Below are 18051 nucleotides of genomic sequence, written 5' to 3'. Positions count from 1 at the left end.
ATCAACGGCAAAGCCACCCGGGTAGGAGACATTGATCCGTAGCTGGTTAGTGTCACTATCTGCTGAAATATGTTCAAGATTTGTGCCAGAGTGCGTCTAGGCCACGATCGTATGTGTGGAGTTTTCACCGGAAGTGGCGTTGTCAGCAATTACGCTACCGCCAGAGTCACTAAATATCGTCTGCTCTTCATTAGCACCTGGATCGGGGTTTTCGACTGGATCCTGAAACGCCGCCGCCGATCCAGCAAACCCAGCCGTCCCGATTGCCATCATGGACAGCACCATGATGACGGAGAAGGCGACCGACAGCGACTTCTGACGAGTCGGCACGTCTCTACCCGTCATGCCGCCACCTCCGTCGGGATCGCTGCTCGCGGCTCCGCCGCTCGCTTGTTCCGAGCCTTCCCTTCGGTCAGGCTCGCTGCGCCCGGCTAACGGATACCTGGACATCGTCAGCACGCAACACTTCTCACAGTACTATGATAATAGTCGATAAGAGATAGGTGTCTGAGTGTCGCCACCACGACGGTGGTACGTCGCCACCATAATGCTGGTTCAGTCTCCACCGCTATGATGGACGACAAAACAGGCGATCGTCAGGTTCAGTGTCACACTTGTGATGACTACTGATGCTCTTTGACATACGATACTGGTTTCGCTCGAGGAATATCGAGACCCAGCCGAATGTTTATTCTCGTTCGGAAGGTAGCCTACGCTAATGAGTACCACTATCCGGATTGTAAAAACACCAGACGTGCTCCACGGAAAACCACGAATAGAGGGAACACGAATCAGCGTGTTTTCGATCGGTATCACAGCTCGAGAACACGGAGCGACTGTCGAGGAATTGCTCGATGACTACCCGGATCTCGATCGCGCACAGGTCCAAGCAGCTCTCGACTACTACGACGAACATCCGGAGTTGATGGAATATATTCAAACCCAAAAGGAGGCCACCAAAACGGCTCTCTCCGAGCAGAGCCGTGCACCTGCGGCGGGATCTAACGGTGACTCCTAACGCCGATGCGGATTCTCTGCGATCAGATGGTCGAAGAGCGATACGTGTCTGTTCTGAGCAACGAAACTCAGCATATCGTTTCACGTGTTCGGACTGAGCTCTCTCCTGACGCTGATGACGACGCAATCGCTGACTATGCAACCCGTAGTGGCTGGGTTGTCCTGACGTCTGATGATGACTTCTTCCGAGACGAGATCACTCACGGATTGCTGTACTACGATCAAGTGCGTAAGCCGACGCCGCGAGAACTCTGTGAGGTGATTAATAAAATCGACCGAGTGTACAACGATCACGCGGTGATCCTCGAATCAATCCCCGGTGAGTGGATCTGATCACTCAAGAATGGTTAATCCAGCGTCATGGTAGATCTGTTTGAGTTTGCGTGGCGAGTAGTCCAGATAGTGTTGTTCCAGTACAGAGGTCGGCGTGCGCCCGCAAAAGGCATCGATGTAGCTGGCGTCCACACCGAGCGAGGCCATCTCAGAGGCGAACCATCGTCGAAGCATCTGCGGCGTAACCTTCACACCAGATTCTTCAGAGAGATCACGAAAGGTCTTATTCACCGTCGGCTTGCTCGCCTGAAAGATTCGTTCGTCGTCGGGGTCACGATGGGGTTTGAACGCCTCCAAAGCGGCTTCGGCCTCCTCGTTGTAGAATGACGCCCACGTCTTCTTGACCTCGGACTGTTTATCTGGCACGAGCATCCGCATGTCTTCGTTGATGTCCTCCATGGTGAGCTCTACCAGTTCGGCCGAGCGGAGCCCCGAGGTGGCGTACATCAAAAAAATCGTTCGGTACTTGGGCCGCTCGATGGCCCCATAGAACGTCTGAAGCTCGTCTTTCGTCGGCACGTGGGTGGGGGTTGGACCTGTTGTTGGCATCTCGAACTCGTCAGCTACGTCACGGTCGAGGTACTCGCGGAAGAACACGCGCAACGCCGAGAGGATGTTGTTCTTTTTCGAGTCGCTCATCGGCTGTTCGGACTCCAGGTATGCGATGATGTCCGCTTCGGTGATTGAGCCCGGTGGCCGTTCGGCATGGCGCAGGAGGCGACCGATGTACCGGCGGTGCTGGTTGAGCGTCGTGTCGCCGCGATTCAGGACGGTTCTCGCGTAGTTCTCGTAGTCGGTCAGGATCTCTTTGACAGATGACTCTGCGTGCTGAGCCATATTGGGGGTGGGAGATTCGTCGCCAGCAGAGTCAGCTGGTGTGGTTATGACGGGTGAGGATGGGGACTGGTCGCTGTGCTGAAGCGTCTGAACGTAGATTCGGAGGGCGTGTTCAGCAACACCGGAGACATTAAGCCCCAGTTGCTTGGCTTTGGCGTGGACGTCGGGATCGACGCTGATGTTTATTCGCTTTTTTGACATTCTGACACTCACCATTTAGCTGTGCTATTTGTACATAATGTACATCTATTCTTCGCCGACAGTCCCGTGTTTGATACCCATCAAGTCATTCATGCAACCAGCCACCCAGGCTACGACCTCGACTGGCCCGAGAAGCGTCCCTCACAGGCAACAGTGGAGTTCAAATCCCTGACCGAGCATCCACTGTATTGCGCGCCGAGTGACGACGCGTTCGATCGCCCCCAGAGCCAAGACGGCGGTGTTTTTATTATCCTGTTCGAGACTCGGGTGTGAACGCGCCCGACATCGTCGTCTTACGACAGAAGATCCACGGGATCGACGGCCACGACTTCGCCGCCGTGCTCCGCGAGCGGCTCCCCGACCGAACGGTCGCGGTCGCCGACACGCCGGCCGAAGAGCGCGAGTACCTGTCGAACGCGCGCGTCGCGGCCGGCTTCTCTATCGACGAGGAGCTGCTCGCGCGCGCCGAGCAGCTTGAACTGTTCGCCTGCGTGTTCGCCGGCACCGGTCACCTCCCCCGCGAGGCGTTCGAGAGACACGACGTCGCGGTGACCAACGCCGCCGGCGTCCACGGGCCGAACATCTCGGAGTACGTGCTCGGCGCGATGATCGGCCACGCTCACGGCTTCCCGCGGGCGAAACGACAGCAGGCGCGCCGAGAGTGGCGCTCGTACCCGACGACCGAGCTCACGGGATCGCGCGTCGCGGTGGTCGGGCTGGGTGCGATCGGTCAGGCGGTCGTCGACCGAGTTGAGGCGTTCGACACGGAGACGGTCGGCGTCCGGTACTCGCCCGAGAAGGGCGGGCCGACCGACGAGGTGTACGGCTTCGAGCAGATCCACGAGGCGGTCGTCGACGCCGAGTTCGTCGTGCTCGCCTGTCCGCTCACCGACGAGACCGCCGCGCTCGTCGACGGGGACCTCTTCCGCACGATGGACACCGACGCCGTGCTCGTCAACATCGCTCGCGGCGGCGTCGTCGACACCGACGCGCTCGTCGACGCGCTTCGTTCGAACGCGATCCGGGGTGCCGCCCTCGACGTGACCGACCCCGAGCCGCTTCCGGAAGACCACCCGCTTTGGGGGCTCACGAACGTCACGATCACTCCGCACAACGCGGGACACACGCCCCGATACTTCGAGCGGCTCACCGACGTGCTCGAGACGAACCTCGAACGGCTCGACGACCCCGACGCGACGCTCGAAAACCGCGTGTTCTGAGACGGGCGCTCCCGAGCGTCTCAGACCGTGACGCGCCGGGGGTCCTCGTCGGTGAGTCGGCGAACGGTCAACACCGGTACGGGGCACGTCCGGACGACCGTTTCGGCGACTGAACCGATGAGGAACCGGTCCTCGCCGTGTCGGCCACGGGTGCCGGTGACGACGAGGTCGGCGTCGACCGCGTCGGCGAAGTCGACGACCTCCTCACCCGGCACCCCCTCGCGCACGGCGGTGGTGACGTCGAGACGCTCGTCCACCCCGTCCGCAGCTGCACAGACCGACGCGAGCGCGCGTTCGCCGCGTTCGACGAGGGCGGTGCGGTGTTCCTCGCGCACTGCGGTGGGTGAGGACGCGACCTCGTCGTCGTCGACGACGTACAGCGCGTGGACCCTCGCGTCGAAGCGGTCGGCCAGCTCGATCGCGACGTCGACGGCGCGACCGACGCTGTCGGAGCCGTCCGTAGCGACCACGATCGTGTCGAACATACCCGCTGATTCGTCGACGTGGAAGTTAAAATGGGCCGGTCGGCCGTGGTCACAGACGAGGATCCCATCGGCTGTGGCGCACAGAGGCGGCATCGGCCGCGAGGAACGCTCGTGCGGTGGCGCGCGCCTCGTGGGCCGCGAAGCGTGCCCACGAGCGCGTGCGAGGGATGAGCGAGTCGCCCGTGGGCGACGAGCGAATCGGCTGGGGAGGGTGTGGCGAAGTGGTGCCCGGCTGTTGTGCGGTCATCTTGCTCGCAGCCTCACGAACGCTGTATGCGAGCGAATCGGCTGGGGAGGGTGTGGCTGAAAATCGTGTCCGGCTGTTGTGCGGTCATCTTGCTCACAGCCTCACGAACGCTGTATGCGAGCGAATCGGCCCGGGAGGGCGTGACCGACCGACGCCCGACCGTCGCGAGCGCGTCGTCGTCGCTCGCGTCACGACACGGCCGAATCGGTCGATCTACGAGAGTCGGCCGGCTCGACGCGCCTACGACGACTCTTCACGCGCGATTGCGTGCCGGCCGAAGCCGTACCGCAGCCGGTTGGCGAGCCGTCGGGAGAACCGCCCCTCGTTGCGCGAGTCGAACCGCTCGGCGAGCGCCCCGTAGATGAGCGGCACGGGCACGTCCTGTTCGAGCGCCTCCCGCACGGTCCACGTCCCGGTCGACCCGCCGGCGACGTGGTCGGCGACGTCGCCGAGGTCGCTCCCCTCCTCGTGAAACGCCTCTTCACACAGCTCGAGCAGCCACGACCGGATCACTGCGCCGTTGTTCCACGTGCGGGCGACCGCCTCGAGGTCGAGGTCGTACCGTCCGTCGGCGAGCAGCTCGAACCCTTCGCCGTACGCCTGCATCAGCGCGTACTCGACCCCGTTGTGCACCATCTTCACGTAGTGACCCGCACCCGACGGCCCCATCCGGTCGTGGCCGTCCGGACCGGTCGCGACCGCATCGAAGACGGGTGCCAGCGCCTCGTAGGCGGCCGCGGGCCCGCCGACCATGAGCGAGAACCCCGCCTCGGCGCTCGCGGGCCCCCCGGAGGTGCCACAGTCGAGGTAGGCGGCGTCGGTCTCCGTCGCACGCCGGACCGACGCCTCGAAGTGGGAGTTGCCGCCGTCGACGACGACGTCGTCGGCCGTGAGGTGCGGCTCGAGGTCCGCGAGGGTGGCGTCGACGGCGTCACCGGCGGGCACCATGAGCCAGATCCGCTTGTTGGACCCGAGCCGATCACAGAGGTCGCCCACCGAGTCGGCGGGGTCGGCACCCGCCGCGGCGGCCCGCGCGGTCGCCGCCGCGTCGAGGTCGAACGCGACGACCTCGTGGCCCGCCTCGAGCGTTCGCTCGACGACGATCTGTCCCATCCGACCGAGTCCGACGACTCCAAGTTGCATGCGCTAGCGGTCGCCCGCGACGGTCCTAGTGGTTCCGGTCTCGGTACGGACGTCGTCTGCTCGCGCCACCGACGTCACTCACTCCGACGGCTCCGGGATCACGTCCGCCTCGGCGAGCCGCCGTAGGTCCGCGTCGTCGTAGCCGTACTCGCCGAGGACCTCGGTCGTGTGTTCGCCGAACGTCGGCGGATGCCGGCGCATCGTCACCGGCGTTCGCGAGAACTTCATCGGCGAGCCGGGCACCTCGACCGTGCCGGCGGTCGGGTGGTCCATCGTGACGCGCATGTCTCGCGCCTCGATCTGGGGATCGTCGAACAGCTCCGCCATGTCGCGGACGTGACTCGCGGGCACGTCGTGGCTGGTGAGCGTCTCGACCGCCTCGTCGGTCGACATCGCCGCGAACTCGGCTTCGAGCGCCTCGTCGAGCGCCTCGCGGTTGCGCACCCGCTTTTCGTTGATCTCGAAGCGCTCGTCGGCGAGCAGGTCTGGCCGGTCGAGCGCTTCACACAGCCGCGGCCAGAACGAGTCGGCCGAACAGCCGACGACGACGTAGTCGTCTTCGGTCTCGTACGCCTGATACGGCGCGATGTTCGGGTGTTTACTCCCCATGCGACCCGGCGGGTCGCCGCTCGCGAAGTAGTTCGCCGCCATGTAGCTCATCCACGCCGCCTGGCCATCGAGCAGGCTCACGTCGATCTTCTGGCCGGTACCGTCGCCGAGCTCGCGCTCGAGCAACGCGGCCAGGATCGCCTGGGTGGCGTACATCCCGGCGCCGATGTCGGCGAGCGCGACACCGATCCGCACCGGCGGACCGTCCTCGACGCCCGTGATCGACATCAACCCGCCTTTCGCCTGCATCACGATGTCGTAGGCGGGCGCGTCGCGGTCTGGTCCCCACTCGCCGTACCCGGAGAGCCCGCAGTAGATGAGTCCGGGGTTCTCCGCGACGAGGTCTGGGTAGTCGAGTCCCCACTCGGCGGTCTTGCCGACGCGGAAGTTCTCGACGACGATGTCGGCCTCGCGCGCGAGGTCGCGGAACACGTCGCGTCCCGCCTCGCTCGCGAGGTTCAACACCACCGAGCGCTTGTTGCGGTTGACGCTGCTGTAGTACGCGCTCTCGGCGTCGTCTCCCTCGCCGAACGCCGGGGGGACCCACGTCCGCGTCTGGTCGCCGACGCCGGGGCGTTCGATCTTGATCACGTCCGCGCCGAGGTCGCCGAGCTGCATCGTACAGAACGGGCCCACCAACACCCGGGACGCGTCGAGCACCGTGACCCCGTCGAGCGGACCGACGTCGCCGTCCGGGTCGCGTGCTTCACCCACCATGGCTGGCTCGCATGTCCGGACCTCCGAGCCCACTCGTATAAACCCGCGGGCGGCGGCCCCCGATGCCGAGTCGCTAATGATTAAATCACCGGGTGTGGAGGTGGGCGTATGGACTTAGACATCGCTGGCAACGTAGCGCTGACGACCGCGTCGAGCGACGGCCTCGGCAACGCCGCCGCGACGGCGCTCGTCCGCGACGGCGCCTCCGTCGTGATCAACGGTCGCGACGAGGACCGGCTCGAGGCCGCCGCCGAGGCGCTCCGCGAGGAGGCGACCGGCGACGCCCGCGTCCACCCGGTCCAGGGCGACCTCACCGTCGAGGCGGACGTCGTCGGCCTCGTCGAGGAGACGCTCGACGAGTTCGGTCGGCTCGACCACCTCGTGACCTCCGCCGGCGGCCCCCCGTCTGGCCCGTTCCTCGGGACCGACGACGACGACTGGTACCACGCGTACGACCTCCTCGTGATGAGCGTCGTCCGACTCTGTCGGGCGGCCGCCGAGCCGCTGCAGGCCGACGGCGGCGGCACCATCGTGAACATCACCTCGCGCTCGGTCAAGGAGGCGATCGACGGGCTCGTGCTCTCGAACGCGGTTCGCATGAGCGTCATCGGCCTCGAGAAGACGCTGGCGACGGAGCTCGGTCCCGACGTCCGCGTGAACGCCGTCCTCCCCGGTCCGCACGAGACGAGCCGGATCGAAGACCTCGTCGAGCAGGCGGTCGACCGCGGCGAGTACGACTCCTACGCGGAGGGACTCGCGGCCTACGGCGAGGGCGTCCCGCTCGAGCGCATCGGCGACCCGATGGAGCTCGGCAACACCGTCGCGTTCCTCTCGTCGCCGAAGGCCGGCTACATCACCGGACAGTCGATCGTCGTCGACGGCGGATCGGGCAACGCGAATCTGTAAGGCGCTCGCCGGCCCTCACGCCGGCAGCGTGTCGATGCCGTCGATCTCGACGAACCCGTAGCCACACGACGGGCACCGCCACTTCGTCTTCTCGCCGAGGTGTAGCGTCATCGCGGCGGTTCGGTAAAACGAGCGCGTCTCGCCACAGGACGGACACGGCACGTCTTTTTCCAGCGTCATACCCGTGTGGCCGGCCGCGGTCGACATTAACGTACGGATTCGACGACGCGTCTCACACCGCGGTCACCCACGACTTGTAGTCCACCTCAAGCGCGTACACCTCCCGAAACGCGCGTTCGATGAACCCGGCGACGCGGTTCGCGTCCGACCGCGCGGTGACGACGACGTGGGTTCCCTCGGCCGACTCGGGCGCGACGAGCTCGTCGATCCGAAACTCCGGAAACGCGCCGAGCAGCGACTTCAGCCGGTCGAGCTCGTCGTCGGTGCAGTCCATGAGGAGTTCGGTGCCGGCGAGCTGGATCCACGGCGGGATCTCCCCGCCGCCGGTGCCGTCGCTGTCGGGGTCGACGTCGACGGTCATCACGTCGCTCGACCGCGTCCGGTGGGCCGTCGCCGCCTCCGCGTACAGCGCCAGCCGCTCGGTCTCCGAGGCGGCGTCAAATCGAGTCATGGCTCGTCTCGGTCGCCACGAGACCTAAATCCCCGCGGTCGACGTGGGCCGTCGCACCTGCGGTCACCGACGGCACCCGACCTATCGTCTCATCCCCGCTCGGTTTCCTCGAGCACCGCGTCGAGGATCTCGAGGGTCTGCTCGGCGTCTGCGACCCGGTCGTCGACGACGCCGGCGGCGACCAGCTCGTAGTCCCGGTCGTCGAGGGCGTCACGAACCGTCGCGGCGCGACGGAGCCGGTCGTACTCGTCGGTGCGCGCGAACGACCGGAGCTCCCGGAGGGTCGCCACCGTCTCGTCGTCGGCGATGCGCGAGACCAGCGGGATCAGCTCGTCGATCTCGTACGGCAGCGCCTTGCCCGGCGCCGGCGGCCACGAGAGCGTCAGCGGTTCGGCGTCGATCCGATCGAGGTACGTCCGGTGGACGGCGACGGCGGTTCGGAGCGCCCCCGGGTCCGCCACGTAGTGCTCCAGCTTCGAGTTCGAGTACGCCGCGTACTCGAGCAGCGTCGGGATCGGCTCCGTGCCGGCGTCGTGCTCGTCGACGTACGACCGGAGGTCCGCCGGCGGGAGATCGACGTCGACGAACGGCGTCGCGTCCGCGCGCTCCAAGAAGTCGAACACCTCCCGTGCCGACCGCTCTCGAAGCGCCGACTCGACGGCCGTCTGCACCGCCTCGTTGTACGCGTCGACCGGCTCACGAAGCCGACCGAGGTCGGCCTCGACGTCGGCGTCGGCCATCGATGCGGCCGTCCGCAGCTCCTCAAGCCGGTCGGCGAGCGCGTCCCGGGCGTCTTCTGCGACCTTCCGAGCCTCGCGGAACGCCGCAGCCGCGTCCTCGCGCTCCTCGAGGAGGTCGACGGCCTCGCTGGCGGGCTCGAGCGCCTCGCGGGCGGCGGCGAAGTCGCGCTCGGTGAGCCGGCGTTTGTCGACCGCCTCGTCGGCGGCGGCGAACGCGTCGGCCGCGAACGCGTCCGCGTCGACGTCGACCGCGTCGGCGAATCGGCCCTCGAACTCGAGGTACGAGCCGAAGTCGCCGGTGCCGACCGCGTCCTCCGCGTACCGGTCGAGCACCCGGTGGGCCTCGCGATACGCGTCCGCGGCGGCCTCGACGCGCGCCTCCCCGACCGTCTCGAACTGGTCGTCGATCGCACACAACTCGTCGTACCGCTCGCGGAGCACCGCGGCCGCCTCGCCGGCCTCCCGAACCTCCTCGGCGTCGCGCGCTCCCGACGCCGCCGCTGCGTCGGCCGAGCCGTCCACGCGGGCCATCAGTACACCTCGTCCGGGTCGAAGACGCGCTCGCCGACCGCCTCCCCGTCGACCGTGCGGTAGAAACACGACTGGTGGCCCGTGTGACACGCCCCGCCGGCTTGGTCGACGAGGTACAGCAGGGCGTCGGCGTCACAGTCGACCCGGATCTCCTCGACGGTCTGGGTGTGGCCCGACGTGCCGCCTTTGTGCCACAGCGCCGATCGCGACCGGGAGTAGTAGTGCGCCTCGCCCGTCTCCCGCGTCCGGGCGAGCGCCTCCGGCGAGACGTACGCCAGCATCAACACCTCGCCGCTGTCCGCGTCCTGTGCGATCGCCGGGACGAGGCCGTCCTCGCCGAAGTCGACCGCGACGCCCTCGTCCGCCGGTGAGTCGGTCATACCGTCCGGCAGACACCCCCAGCGAATAGGCCTTGTGTCACTCCCGGCGCAACACGAGGGCGTCGCCGTCGGTGTACGCGTCGGGACGCCGGTCGACGACGCTGAACCCGCACCCGTCGTACAACGCGAGTGCGGCGTCGTTGTCGGGGTGCGCCTGCAGCGTTACCGCCCCGGTCGCGTCCTCGACGACCGCCTCGAGCAGCCCGCGTCCGCGGCCCGCCCGACGGTGGGCGGGGGCGACGACGAGCTCGGCGAGGTGCCGGCCGGACCGAGTCGGCGCGTCGACCGACAGCGCGTAGCCTGCGACCGCGCCGTCGGCGTCGCTCACCAGCGCCGACCCGACGGCGAGGCCGTGTTCGAGGAGAGCCGGACTCGGCTCGCGGAGGTGGGCCTGGAGGGCACGAATCGGTGCGGCGTCGGCTCGCGTGGCCGGTCTGACCCGCGGGTCGCGGGCGGTGTGTGGCCCCATGTCGGGTCAGATCCCCAGCCCGACACCGAGTGCGACCGCGACGACGGCCCCCGAGAGCGTCGCGAAGAAGTTCACCGTCTCGTTGCCGACGCGGTCGCCCTCGACGGCCGCGCCGAGGAGGCTGTCGACGGTCATCCCGCCGACCCCGGCGAGCGCGACGGCGAGTGCGGCCGTGGGGTCGACCGGTGCCGCGGTCCCGACGACGGCTCCCCACGCCGGCGTCTCAGCCGCGACGACCAGCCCGACGAGCGCCGCGCCGGCGACGCCGGCTACCTCGCCCTGCCACGTCACCGCGCCGTCGGTGCCGGCGGGGACGGGCCGGAGCGTGGTGACGAGCCGGGGGCGGTCGAAGAGCCCGCCGACCTCCGAGGAGAGCGTGTCGGCCATCGCCGTCGCGACCGCACCGGCGAACGCGAGGGCGAACGCGACCGACAGCGTCCCCGCGTCGCCCGCGGTCGCCGCGAAGCCGACGACCGAGACGAGCGCGACCGCGGAGTTCGCCGCGACGTTTCCCGTGCCGCGGGCGCCGGCGTTCTCCTGTGCGACCCCGCGAGCGGCCTTCTCGTCGAACCGGTATCGCGAGACGAGCCCGCCGAGCGCGTAGAACGTCGTCAGCGCGAGGAACCAGCCGACGCCACCGAGCACGACCGTGAGCAACAAGACGAGCGCCCCGGCGACCATCCCGGTCACCGAGGCCGCACCGAGGGCGTACGCGGCGGCACCGAGACCGGCCGTCGCGACGACTGCCGCGACCGCCCCGAGCGGGGACGGCGGCGCTCCGATCGCGGTGAGTCCCCAGGCGGCGATCGCGACGACGACGACGGTCAGGTGGGCGTCGCGTTCGTACACGAGCGACCGAACGACCACCGCGGTCGACACCGAGACGGCACCGACGACGACGGCCGCGGCGACGGCGGCCGGCGGCACGATACGCGCCGGTGTCCCCGCGGTGCCGAGCGACCCGCCCGCGAGTGGTGGTCCCCCACGAGACGCGATTCCGGCGACGAGGTGGCCGACGACGGCAGCCAGACCGCCGGCGAGGAGGTAGCCGGCGGCCGGCCGGAGACGCTCGCCGGCGAGCGTGGGGTCCATCGACGCCGGGTCGACGGTCCCCGCGTCGATGGCGGCCGGATCGGTGCCGTCTCCGCCGGGAGCGACGCCGTCTCCGCCGGGAGCGACGCCGGTGCCGTCACTCGCGAGGTTGGTCGCCGTCGGCTCCGGTGACGCGTCGGTTCGTGAGCGGACGAGCGCGTGGCCGAGTCGACCGCCACCGACCGCGAGCGCCCCCGCGGCGAGCGCCTCCATCGGGAGCGGAACCCGCGGAAGCGTGGCGGCCGCGGCGAGTCCGGCGAGCGCGAGCGCGAACGCACCGAGGCCGTAGAGCCGTTCTTCCTCGTGGTCTCCCTGGACGGCGAGCGCGCGGAACACCGGTCCCTCCTCGATGCCGAACAACAAGAGCCCGGCGAGCGCGAGCAACGGCACGGCGGCGGCGTCGCCAAGCGCCGGCGAGACCGTCGCGAGCACCGCGAGCGCGAAGAACGCCCCCGCGCGTCTGACCCTCCGATACACGACCACCGGTACCTCCGACGACCACTTAACGCTCCCGACAACGGATCGCACGTCCGCCCGCGGCCCGCGGCTCGCCCCGGAACCCGCAGCCGACGGGCGACGCGCGGCTCAGTATCGATACTCGTTGAACCACACCGCGTGCCCCTCGATCACGGGAACCGGATCGGTCTCGGTCGGACCGTCGTCGCCTCCCTGCTCGGACTCGTCGACGCCCCGATCGGGATCCGCTACCAGTGCCATGCGAGCACGTCGCACGTCGGGCGGCTTAACTCTGTGTGTCAGCTGACTGGGGTGAATCGGTGGTCCGTGCGACTCGCGGCGCGCGACGGCCGTCGCGCGCCGTGACTCACCCGAGGACGCGGCCTATCTGCCCGAGGTGGTCGACGACGTGGTCGGGCTCGACGTCGCTCTCGGCGACGGCGTCCTCGTCGGCGATCCCCGACCGAACGAGGACGGTGGTCATCCCCGCCCGCTCGCCGAAGGCGATGTCGGTGTCGAGGCGGTCGCCGACGACCAGACACGACGCGGGTGGCACGGCGAGCCGATCGCAGACCATCTCGACGGCCGGCCGTGAGGGCTTGCCGAGCACGACGTCCGGTTCGGTGCCGGTGACGGCCGCGATCGAGCGGATCACGGCGCCGGAGCCCGGTTGGTCGCGGTCGGACGTCGGGATGACGACGTCGGGGTCGGTCCCGATGAACGGGATGTCCCGCTCTAGCGCCCACATCGCGGCGGCCATGTCGTCGTAGCTGAACTCGCGGTCGATCGAGACGACGAGTGCGTCTGCCGCGTCGACGTCGGTCGTCGTCGTGAGGCCGGCGGCAGTGAACTGGTCGAGCAGGCCGGACTCGCCGATACAGTACAGCGCGTCGTCCGCGTGGTGTTCGGCGAGGTACGCCGTGGTCACGCTGCCGGCGGTGATCACGTCCTCGGCAGACACGTCGTACCCGGCGGCACCGAGTCGGTCGACGTACGCAGCGGGCGGCTTCGTCGGATTGTTCGAGACGAACCGCGTCTCGACGCCCGCCTCGTGGAGGCGTGTGACCCCCGCCGGGGCACCCGGTATCGGGTCGTCTCCCCGCACGAGCGTGCCGTCGACGTCGAGGACGGCTCCAGCGATCGTCATAGGTGGTGGTGGTGCCGCGCGGTCCTAGGCGTTGCGTTCGCCGGGCGGAAGACGTCGGACCGACGGCGAGGACGAACCGCTTCCACGGACGGAATCGATTCCACGGACGGGATAACGGAAGGGTAAAGCGGCGCGGGTTCCAATCACGGGCCACTGTGACGACGACGCAGGTGACCCTCGTCCAGATCGACAACTACGGCCCGTGGACGGTGACCCCGGAGCCGCGCCGCGAGATGGACCTCCAGTCGCTGCAGTCGCGGCTCTTCGCCGACGTCGCCGAGTTTCTCGGCCACCGCGACGGCTACGCCTTCGCTACGCGCTTCGACAACATGATCGCGGTGACGAACGGCGTCGACGGCGACGCCCACGCGACGCTCCAAGAGTCGATCGGGAACCGCTACCCGGTGACCGTGAGCCTCGGTACCGCCGTGTGCGACCGCCCGGTCGACGCCCTCGAGGCGGCGAACGCGCGGCTCCAGCGGGCCGGAAGCGCCCAAGACGAGGCGCGCACCGAAGTGCTCGCCGGCGAGTATCTGACCGAGACGACGCCCGCGGACGTCCAGATCGCCCACTTCGACGTGGTGAACGTCACCGGCAAGTACACCGACCAGGTCAACGAGTTCGACACGTTCTCCACCATCACGCGGGCGTACGCGTCGCTCATGGAGCACCTCCGCGAGCGACACGGCGCGCTCTCGTTTTTCGTCGGCGGCGACAACGTTGTCGCCGTGTGTCCGGACCTCCACGAGGCCGCCTTCGCCGACGCGGTCGACCACGTCGTCGGCGACGTCGACGTGGAGCTCCAGGTCGGCGTCGGGCGCGGCGCGTCCGCTCACGAGGCGGGCTTCGCGGCCAAACACGCCCTCGAGGACTGCCGGCACGCCGGGACGGCCGTTGAGCTGTTCGGCGTCCCCGCCGCGAGCGACTGACGATGGCTCGACGGGCGGCCGACCCTCGGGTCGCGTCCGTCGCCACGCCGACCGTCGGAATCGTCGTCTACGGCGACCTCGACGCCCGCTCCGGCGGCTACCGCTACGACCGCGAGCTCGCCGACCATTTGCTCGAACGTGGTTGGAAACTCGAGGTCGTCTCACTCCCCGAGCGACCGTGGTCGCTGCCGGCCGCCTCGGCGCCGGGGCTCGCCGCTCGTCTCGAGGCGTGTGACGTCGTCGTCGCGGACGCCTACTGCGCCCCGTCGCTGTACTGTACGATACGCGGCCTCGAGACGCCCGTCGTCGCGCTCGTCCACTACCTCCGGTCGGCCGCCGGGGGTGACGAACGCCGGGGGTGGGTCGACCAGTCCGTAGAGCGCGCGTTCCTCGCCGCTGCCGACGCCTTCGTCTACAACAGCGAGCCCACCCGCAGGGCGGTCGAACAGCTGTGTGCCGATCCGGTGGAGTCGCCGGGTGACGACGATGGGCCCGCCTCGGTCGCCGCGTCACCGGCGGTCGTCGCCCCACCCGCGGGTGATCGGCTCGGGAGTGGGCCCGCGTTCACCGCCGACGCGGGTCGGCCCGACCCGTTCCGCGTCGTCGCCGTCGGCACGGTCACGCCGCGGAAGGGAATCGACACGCTCGTTCGGGGGCTCTCGCGGCTCGCGGGCGTCGACTGGCGGCTCCGAGTCGTCGGCGAGACGGCGACCGATCCGGAACACGTCGCGGCGCTGCGCGCGCTCGCCGACCGACTCGGCGTCGCGTCGGCGGTCACGTTCACCGGCCGGGTCTCCGATGTGGCGCTCCGGGCGGCGCTCCGGCGCGCACACGTTCTCGCCGTCCCCTCGCGGTACGAGCCGTTCGGTATCGTCTACGTGGAGGGGATGGCGTTCGGGTTGCCCGCCATCGCGTCGACCAACGGCGGCGCGAGCGACGTCGTAGACGGGGAGAACGGCGCGCTCGTGCCGCCCGCGGACCCGGACGCGGTGGCCGACGCGATCGAGCCGCTGGCGACGGACCCCGCGCGACTCGCGCGGGCGAGCCGTGCCGCACGCGAGACGGCTGCGGCTCACCCGACGTGGACGGCTACCTGCGACCGGATCCGACGGTTCCTCGCCGCGATCGTCGACGACCGCTGAGTCGTTATCAGTCGTGAGAGTTTGACGCGGAGGTTTTTGTCTCCGTTCCATCGACGTACCGACACGTATGTCAGAAGAGGTGGTGTTCGTTTGTACTGCACCGGCGTGTGATGCGGGTCCTTGGGAGGGCGCACACGACGCGATGGCACACTGTGCCGAGCACGCGGGACACGGCTACACCGGCCGCCCTCGCTCGGCGGTCGGGGCGCCGATCCCCGCGAGCGACACGTATCGGCGCGACACGCGGAACCTCCAGCACAAGGGTCACCCTCGCGGCGCGCTCGCGGCCGACGACGGCCGTCGGAACGCGGCGGACGACTGAGGGGTACGGGCGGTCGCGCACCCGGTCGTCCGGGACGCTCGCGACTTATGATTCGTCGACGAGGCCGAGGTCTCTCGCGACGAGGTCGGCGAGCTGGTCTTTGATTGCCGGGTCGACCTCCGCGACGGGCTCGCCGTCGTGTGCGTGCTCGTTGTGTCTCGAGAGGGCGTCCTCGAGCTCGTCGAGGGGCACTCGCGTCTCCGTCTCACACGCTGTGCACACGATCGGGACGGTCGGCTCCTCGGATTCCATGCGTCGACACGTCGCGGGTGGCCGATATATGCCTTCGGGAACGCCTGCGACCCGAACCACCGCCCGCCACGCACACCCACCCGACGGCGCGGTGGCGCGCGCCTCGCGGGCCGCGAAGCGTGCCCGCGAGCGCGTGCGAGGGATGAGCGAGGTGGCGAAGCCACTGAGCGAATCGGCTGGGGAGGGTGTGGCGGTAACTGGTGCCCGGGTGTCGCGCGGTCGTCTCGTTGACGCAACCACTTCCACAAACGTGCAAAAGCGGTTGGGGAGGGTGTGGCCAATTGGTGCCCGGGTGTCGCGCGGTCGTCTCGTTGACGCAACCACTTCCACAAACGTGCAAAAGCGGTTGGGGAGGCGTGGCAAAGTAGTGGCTGGCGGTCGTTGCCGTCACGGTCCGCACGACAGGCTTGGCTTGTGAGGAGCAACCCGTACGGTAGACGGTCGCGCCGACGCGGACACCAGCGACGCGGTACCAGCCGGTGAGACGACTCGAAAGCCCCTAACCGCCGGCCGTCGAAGGAGGCCTATGGTCGAGGCACCACCGACGGAGGAGGGGATGTTCGCGCTACACGAGTTCCGGTCAATCGACTGGGACGCCTGGCGCGACGCGCCGGAGCGCGAGCGCGAACGAGCGATCGAGGAGGGCCGGTCGTACCTGAGCGCGTGTGAGAACGTCGTCGACGCCGACGCCGGCGACTCGGCGCTCTTCTCTGTGCTCGGGCACAAAGCCGACCTGCTCACGATCCACTTCCGCCCGACGCTCGATGACCTCTCGGCGCTCGAACGCGGCTTCGAGACCACGGCGCTCGCCGGCTTCACCGACCGCGAGTCGTCGTACGTCTCCGTCACGGAGGTCTCCGGGTACGTCTCCGACGACTACTTCACCGAGGACGACGCCGACCTCGACGAGGGACTCCGCCGGTACATCGAGGGCAAACTCGACCCGGCGATCCCCGACGACGAGTACGTCTCCTTTTACCCGATGAGCAAGCGGCGCGGCGCGGAGTACAACTGGTACGACCTCTCGTTCGACGAGCGGGCCGAGCTCATGTCGAGTCACGGCGACATCGGCCGGCAGTACGCCGGCCGGATCAAACAGGTGATCGCCTCCTCGGTCGGCTTCGACGACCACGAGTGGGGCGTGACGTTGTTCGCCGCCGACCCGACCGACCTCAAAGACATCGTCTACGAGATGCGCTTCGACGAGGCCTCCTCGCGCTACGGCGAGTTCGGCCAGTTCTACGTGGGGCGTCGCTTCGCCCCCGCGAACCTCGGCGCGTACCTCGCGGGCGAGTCGGTCCCCGTGGCCGACGACGCGGTCCACGGCGACGCGGTCCACGGCGACGCGGTCCACGGCGACGCCGGCCGAGCGAGCGGCGACGAAGCGCGCGCACACGGCGACGCCGCCCCGTCCAGCCACGGGAGCTCGGCACACGGCGACCACCCCCACGGCGGCGACGCGGGCGGCGAAGGCGACCACCCTCACGGCAGCGAGGCGGGCGCAGAGGCGTCGACGGACGCGGGGGCGGCGACGGGCGGGGAGACGGCGACCGGTGGACGGCCAGGTGCCGACGGCGTCTCCGACGACCAGATCCGCGGTGAGCTCGCCGAGCTCGACATCTACGCGGGTCAGCCGCACGGCGAGGACGTCTTTGCGACGGTGTTGTACAGCGAGGCCGACGTCGACGACCTGTTCGAGGAGGTCGAGGGGCTCCGCGCGAACTTCGACCACTACGGCACCCACGTGAAGACGGCCGTCTACGAGGGCCGGGCGACCGACCGCGCGGCCGTCGTCTCCATCTGGGAGACGGGCTCGGCGGCGGAGACCGCGGCCGGCTTCCTCTCGGACCTCCCCGGCGTCGTCGGTCGCGCCGGCGAGGAGTCCGGCTTCGGCACCATGGGGATGTTCTATACGACGAAGCCCGAGCGTCGCGACGACTTCGTCGAGGCGTTCGACGAGGTGGGCGAGCTCCTCGACGAGATGGACGGCCACCTCGAGACGGACCTGATGGTGAACGTCGAGTCGGAGACGGACATGTTCATCGCCAGTCAGTGGCACGCAAAGGAGGACGCGATGGCCTTCTTCGGCTCCGACGACTTCCGGGAGGCCGTCGCCTTCGGTCGCGAGGTGCTCGCCGACCAGCCGCGACACGTCTTCTTGGCGTGAGACCGGGTCGGACACACGGACGCGACCCTGGCGTACACACACGGGGTGCGGCCGTTCGCGCCGCACACAGGCGCGGCC

22 protein-coding genes are annotated in these 18051 nt (G+C 68.6%); 8 read left to right on the top strand and 14 right to left on the bottom strand.

The window, feature by feature from the left end; genetic code table 11:
- Positions 1-96: 96 nt before the first annotated feature.
- Complete coding sequence (locus tag ACNTAO_RS05185) at positions 97-345, bottom strand: surface glycoprotein (RefSeq protein WP_435160907.1); 249 nt, start codon at positions 343-345, stop codon at positions 97-99.
- A 373-nt stretch (positions 346-718) separates the two neighbouring features.
- Here ACNTAO_RS05185 and ACNTAO_RS05180 point away from each other — a divergent pair, with 373 nt between their 5' ends.
- Positions 719-1018 carry a DUF433 domain-containing protein gene (locus tag ACNTAO_RS05180; RefSeq protein ID WP_182022020.1) on the top strand — a complete coding sequence of 100 codons (300 nt, stop codon included), beginning with the start codon at positions 719-721 and terminating at the stop codon, positions 1016-1018.
- A 5-nt stretch (positions 1019-1023) separates the two neighbouring features.
- Positions 1024-1350, top strand: coding sequence for a DUF5615 family PIN-like protein (locus tag ACNTAO_RS05175; RefSeq protein WP_435160906.1), 327 nt, complete (start codon positions 1024-1026; stop codon positions 1348-1350).
- Here ACNTAO_RS05175 and ACNTAO_RS05170 read toward each other — a convergent pair whose 3' ends face one another.
- Positions 1351-2388 (bottom strand): type II toxin-antitoxin system CcdA family antitoxin, encoded by a 1038-nt coding sequence (locus ACNTAO_RS05170; protein WP_435160905.1) that lies wholly within the window; start codon positions 2386-2388, stop codon positions 1351-1353.
- Between the two features lie 269 nt (positions 2389-2657).
- Here ACNTAO_RS05170 and ACNTAO_RS05165 point away from each other — a divergent pair, with 269 nt between their 5' ends.
- A complete protein-coding gene (locus ACNTAO_RS05165) occupies positions 2658-3608 on the top strand; it encodes a D-2-hydroxyacid dehydrogenase (RefSeq protein ID WP_182024084.1) in 951 nt (316 codons plus the stop codon).
- Between the two features lie 20 nt (positions 3609-3628).
- Here ACNTAO_RS05165 and ACNTAO_RS05160 read toward each other — a convergent pair whose 3' ends face one another.
- The 3 genes from ACNTAO_RS05160 to ACNTAO_RS05150 form a co-directional block, all read right to left on the bottom strand.
- Positions 3629-4093 carry a universal stress protein gene (locus ACNTAO_RS05160; RefSeq protein ID WP_435160903.1) on the bottom strand — a complete coding sequence of 155 codons (465 nt, stop codon included), beginning with the start codon at positions 4091-4093 and terminating at the stop codon, positions 3629-3631.
- A gap of 487 nt (positions 4094-4580) precedes the next feature.
- Entirely contained in the window at positions 4581-5483 is a 903-nt protein-coding gene (gnd, locus tag ACNTAO_RS05155) for a phosphogluconate dehydrogenase (NAD(+)-dependent, decarboxylating) (RefSeq protein ID WP_435160902.1), read from the bottom strand.
- A 78-nt stretch (positions 5484-5561) separates the two neighbouring features.
- A complete protein-coding gene (locus ACNTAO_RS05150) occupies positions 5562-6809 on the bottom strand; it encodes a CaiB/BaiF CoA transferase family protein (RefSeq protein ID WP_435160900.1) in 1248 nt (415 codons plus the stop codon).
- A gap of 108 nt (positions 6810-6917) precedes the next feature.
- On the opposite strand from ACNTAO_RS05150, the gene ACNTAO_RS05145 reads away from it, so the two are divergent.
- Positions 6918-7715 (top strand): SDR family oxidoreductase, encoded by a 798-nt coding sequence (locus ACNTAO_RS05145; protein WP_435160899.1) that lies wholly within the window; start codon positions 6918-6920, stop codon positions 7713-7715.
- A gap of 15 nt (positions 7716-7730) precedes the next feature.
- On the opposite strand, the gene ACNTAO_RS05140 is transcribed toward ACNTAO_RS05145, so the two are convergent.
- The 8 genes from ACNTAO_RS05140 to ACNTAO_RS05105 form a co-directional block, all read right to left on the bottom strand.
- Positions 7731-7895: a DUF7838 family putative zinc beta-ribbon protein gene (locus ACNTAO_RS05140; RefSeq protein ID WP_435160898.1), complete on the bottom strand. Its 165-nt coding sequence runs from the start codon at positions 7893-7895 to the stop codon at positions 7731-7733.
- A gap of 52 nt (positions 7896-7947) precedes the next feature.
- Complete coding sequence (locus tag ACNTAO_RS05135) at positions 7948-8346, bottom strand: DUF7975 family protein (RefSeq protein WP_435160897.1); 399 nt, start codon at positions 8344-8346, stop codon at positions 7948-7950.
- Positions 8347-8435: 89 nt separating this feature from the next.
- Positions 8436-9617, bottom strand: a complete 1182-nt coding sequence (locus ACNTAO_RS05130) for a DUF7118 family protein (protein ID WP_435160896.1) — start codon at positions 9615-9617, stop codon at positions 8436-8438.
- Positions 9617-9997, bottom strand: a complete 381-nt coding sequence (gene hisI / locus ACNTAO_RS05125; protein WP_435160895.1) for a phosphoribosyl-AMP cyclohydrolase — start codon at positions 9995-9997, stop codon at positions 9617-9619. Before hisI ends, ACNTAO_RS05130 begins: the two co-directional genes overlap by 1 nt.
- 37 nt (positions 9998-10034) lie before the next feature.
- Positions 10035-10466 (bottom strand): GNAT family N-acetyltransferase, encoded by a 432-nt coding sequence (locus ACNTAO_RS05120; RefSeq protein WP_435160894.1) that lies wholly within the window; start codon positions 10464-10466, stop codon positions 10035-10037.
- 6 nt (positions 10467-10472) lie between these two features.
- Positions 10473-11771: a DUF92 domain-containing protein gene (locus ACNTAO_RS05115; RefSeq protein ID WP_435161356.1), complete on the bottom strand. Its 1299-nt coding sequence runs from the start codon at positions 11769-11771 to the stop codon at positions 10473-10475.
- Between the two features lie 372 nt (positions 11772-12143).
- Complete coding sequence (locus ACNTAO_RS05110) at positions 12144-12275, bottom strand: hypothetical protein (protein ID WP_435160893.1); 132 nt, start codon at positions 12273-12275, stop codon at positions 12144-12146.
- Positions 12276-12381: 106 nt separating this feature from the next.
- On the bottom strand, positions 12382-13161 hold the full coding sequence (locus ACNTAO_RS05105) for an HAD-IIA family hydrolase (protein ID WP_435160891.1): 780 nt from the start codon (positions 13159-13161) through the stop codon (positions 12382-12384).
- A gap of 155 nt (positions 13162-13316) precedes the next feature.
- Between ACNTAO_RS05105 and ACNTAO_RS05100 the strand changes: the two genes are divergently transcribed.
- The 3 genes from ACNTAO_RS05100 to ACNTAO_RS05090 all read left to right on the top strand — a co-directional run bounded on the left by ACNTAO_RS05100 (position 13317) and on the right by ACNTAO_RS05090 (position 15554).
- Positions 13317-14090 carry a GTP cyclohydrolase III gene (locus ACNTAO_RS05100; RefSeq protein ID WP_435160889.1) on the top strand — a complete coding sequence of 258 codons (774 nt, stop codon included), beginning with the start codon at positions 13317-13319 and terminating at the stop codon, positions 14088-14090.
- Between the two features lie 2 nt (positions 14091-14092).
- The gene (locus ACNTAO_RS05095; RefSeq protein WP_435160888.1) at positions 14093-15232 is read left to right on the top strand and encodes a glycosyltransferase family 4 protein; all 1140 of its coding nucleotides are present in this window, start codon (positions 14093-14095) and stop codon (positions 15230-15232) included.
- Positions 15233-15299: 67 nt separating this feature from the next.
- Entirely contained in the window at positions 15300-15554 is a 255-nt protein-coding gene (locus tag ACNTAO_RS05090) for a hypothetical protein (RefSeq protein ID WP_435160887.1), read from the top strand.
- Positions 15555-15599: 45 nt separating this feature from the next.
- Here the strand turns inward: ACNTAO_RS05090 and ACNTAO_RS05085 are convergent, their stop codons facing one another.
- A complete protein-coding gene (locus tag ACNTAO_RS05085; protein WP_435160886.1) occupies positions 15600-15806 on the bottom strand; it encodes a DUF8149 family protein in 207 nt (68 codons plus the stop codon).
- A 526-nt stretch (positions 15807-16332) separates the two neighbouring features.
- On the opposite strand from ACNTAO_RS05085, the gene ACNTAO_RS05080 reads away from it, so the two are divergent.
- Entirely contained in the window at positions 16333-17973 is a 1641-nt protein-coding gene (locus ACNTAO_RS05080) for a heme-binding protein (RefSeq protein WP_435160885.1), read from the top strand.
- The last annotated feature ends 78 nt before the right edge of the window (positions 17974-18051 follow it).

The sequence above is a fragment of the Halorubrum zhoui genome (assembly GCF_051194155.1).
GTDB lineage: Archaea > Halobacteriota > Halobacteria > Halobacteriales > Haloferacaceae > Halorubrum.
Note: the sequence above shows the minus strand (reverse complement) of the source record. Positions and strands in the feature narration are given on the sequence as shown.

What these genes read in the sequence shown, in the direction of transcription:
- ACNTAO_RS05105 (WP_435160891.1), bottom strand. Translation starts at nt 13,161, where the DNA reads ATGACGATCGCTGGAGCCGTCCTCGACGTCGACGGCACGCTCGTGCGG.
- ACNTAO_RS05160 (WP_435160903.1), bottom strand. Translation starts at nt 4,093, where the DNA reads ATGTTCGACACGATCGTGGTCGCTACGGACGGCTCCGACAGCGTCGGT.
- ACNTAO_RS05170 (WP_435160905.1), bottom strand. Translation starts at nt 2,388, where the DNA reads ATGTCAAAAAAGCGAATAAACATCAGCGTCGATCCCGACGTCCACGCC.
- ACNTAO_RS05080 (WP_435160885.1), top strand. Translation starts at nt 16,333, where the DNA reads ATGGTCGAGGCACCACCGACGGAGGAGGGGATGTTCGCGCTACACGAG.
- ACNTAO_RS05130 (WP_435160896.1), bottom strand. Translation starts at nt 9,617, where the DNA reads ATGGCCCGCGTGGACGGCTCGGCCGACGCAGCGGCGGCGTCGGGAGCG.
- ACNTAO_RS05185 (WP_435160907.1), bottom strand. Translation starts at nt 345, where the DNA reads ATGACGGGTAGAGACGTGCCGACTCGTCAGAAGTCGCTGTCGGTCGCC.
- ACNTAO_RS05120 (WP_435160894.1), bottom strand. Translation starts at nt 10,466, where the DNA reads ATGGGGCCACACACCGCCCGCGACCCGCGGGTCAGACCGGCCACGCGA.
- ACNTAO_RS05140 (WP_435160898.1), bottom strand. Translation starts at nt 7,895, where the DNA reads ATGACGCTGGAAAAAGACGTGCCGTGTCCGTCCTGTGGCGAGACGCGC.
- ACNTAO_RS05085 (WP_435160886.1), bottom strand. Translation starts at nt 15,806, where the DNA reads ATGGAATCCGAGGAGCCGACCGTCCCGATCGTGTGCACAGCGTGTGAG.
- ACNTAO_RS05115 (WP_435161356.1), bottom strand. Translation starts at nt 11,771, where the DNA reads ATGGAGGCGCTCGCCGCGGGGGCGCTCGCGGTCGGTGGCGGTCGACTC.
- gnd (WP_435160902.1), bottom strand. Translation starts at nt 5,483, where the DNA reads ATGCAACTTGGAGTCGTCGGACTCGGTCGGATGGGACAGATCGTCGTC.
- ACNTAO_RS05110 (WP_435160893.1), bottom strand. Translation starts at nt 12,275, where the DNA reads ATGGCACTGGTAGCGGATCCCGATCGGGGCGTCGACGAGTCCGAGCAG.
- ACNTAO_RS05175 (WP_435160906.1), top strand. Translation starts at nt 1,024, where the DNA reads ATGCGGATTCTCTGCGATCAGATGGTCGAAGAGCGATACGTGTCTGTT.
- ACNTAO_RS05135 (WP_435160897.1), bottom strand. Translation starts at nt 8,346, where the DNA reads ATGACTCGATTTGACGCCGCCTCGGAGACCGAGCGGCTGGCGCTGTAC.
- ACNTAO_RS05090 (WP_435160887.1), top strand. Translation starts at nt 15,300, where the DNA reads ATGTCAGAAGAGGTGGTGTTCGTTTGTACTGCACCGGCGTGTGATGCG.
- ACNTAO_RS05095 (WP_435160888.1), top strand. Translation starts at nt 14,093, where the DNA reads ATGGCTCGACGGGCGGCCGACCCTCGGGTCGCGTCCGTCGCCACGCCG.
- ACNTAO_RS05150 (WP_435160900.1), bottom strand. Translation starts at nt 6,809, where the DNA reads ATGGTGGGTGAAGCACGCGACCCGGACGGCGACGTCGGTCCGCTCGAC.
- ACNTAO_RS05145 (WP_435160899.1), top strand. Translation starts at nt 6,918, where the DNA reads ATGGACTTAGACATCGCTGGCAACGTAGCGCTGACGACCGCGTCGAGC.
- hisI (WP_435160895.1), bottom strand. Translation starts at nt 9,997, where the DNA reads ATGACCGACTCACCGGCGGACGAGGGCGTCGCGGTCGACTTCGGCGAG.
- ACNTAO_RS05180 (WP_182022020.1), top strand. Translation starts at nt 719, where the DNA reads ATGAGTACCACTATCCGGATTGTAAAAACACCAGACGTGCTCCACGGA.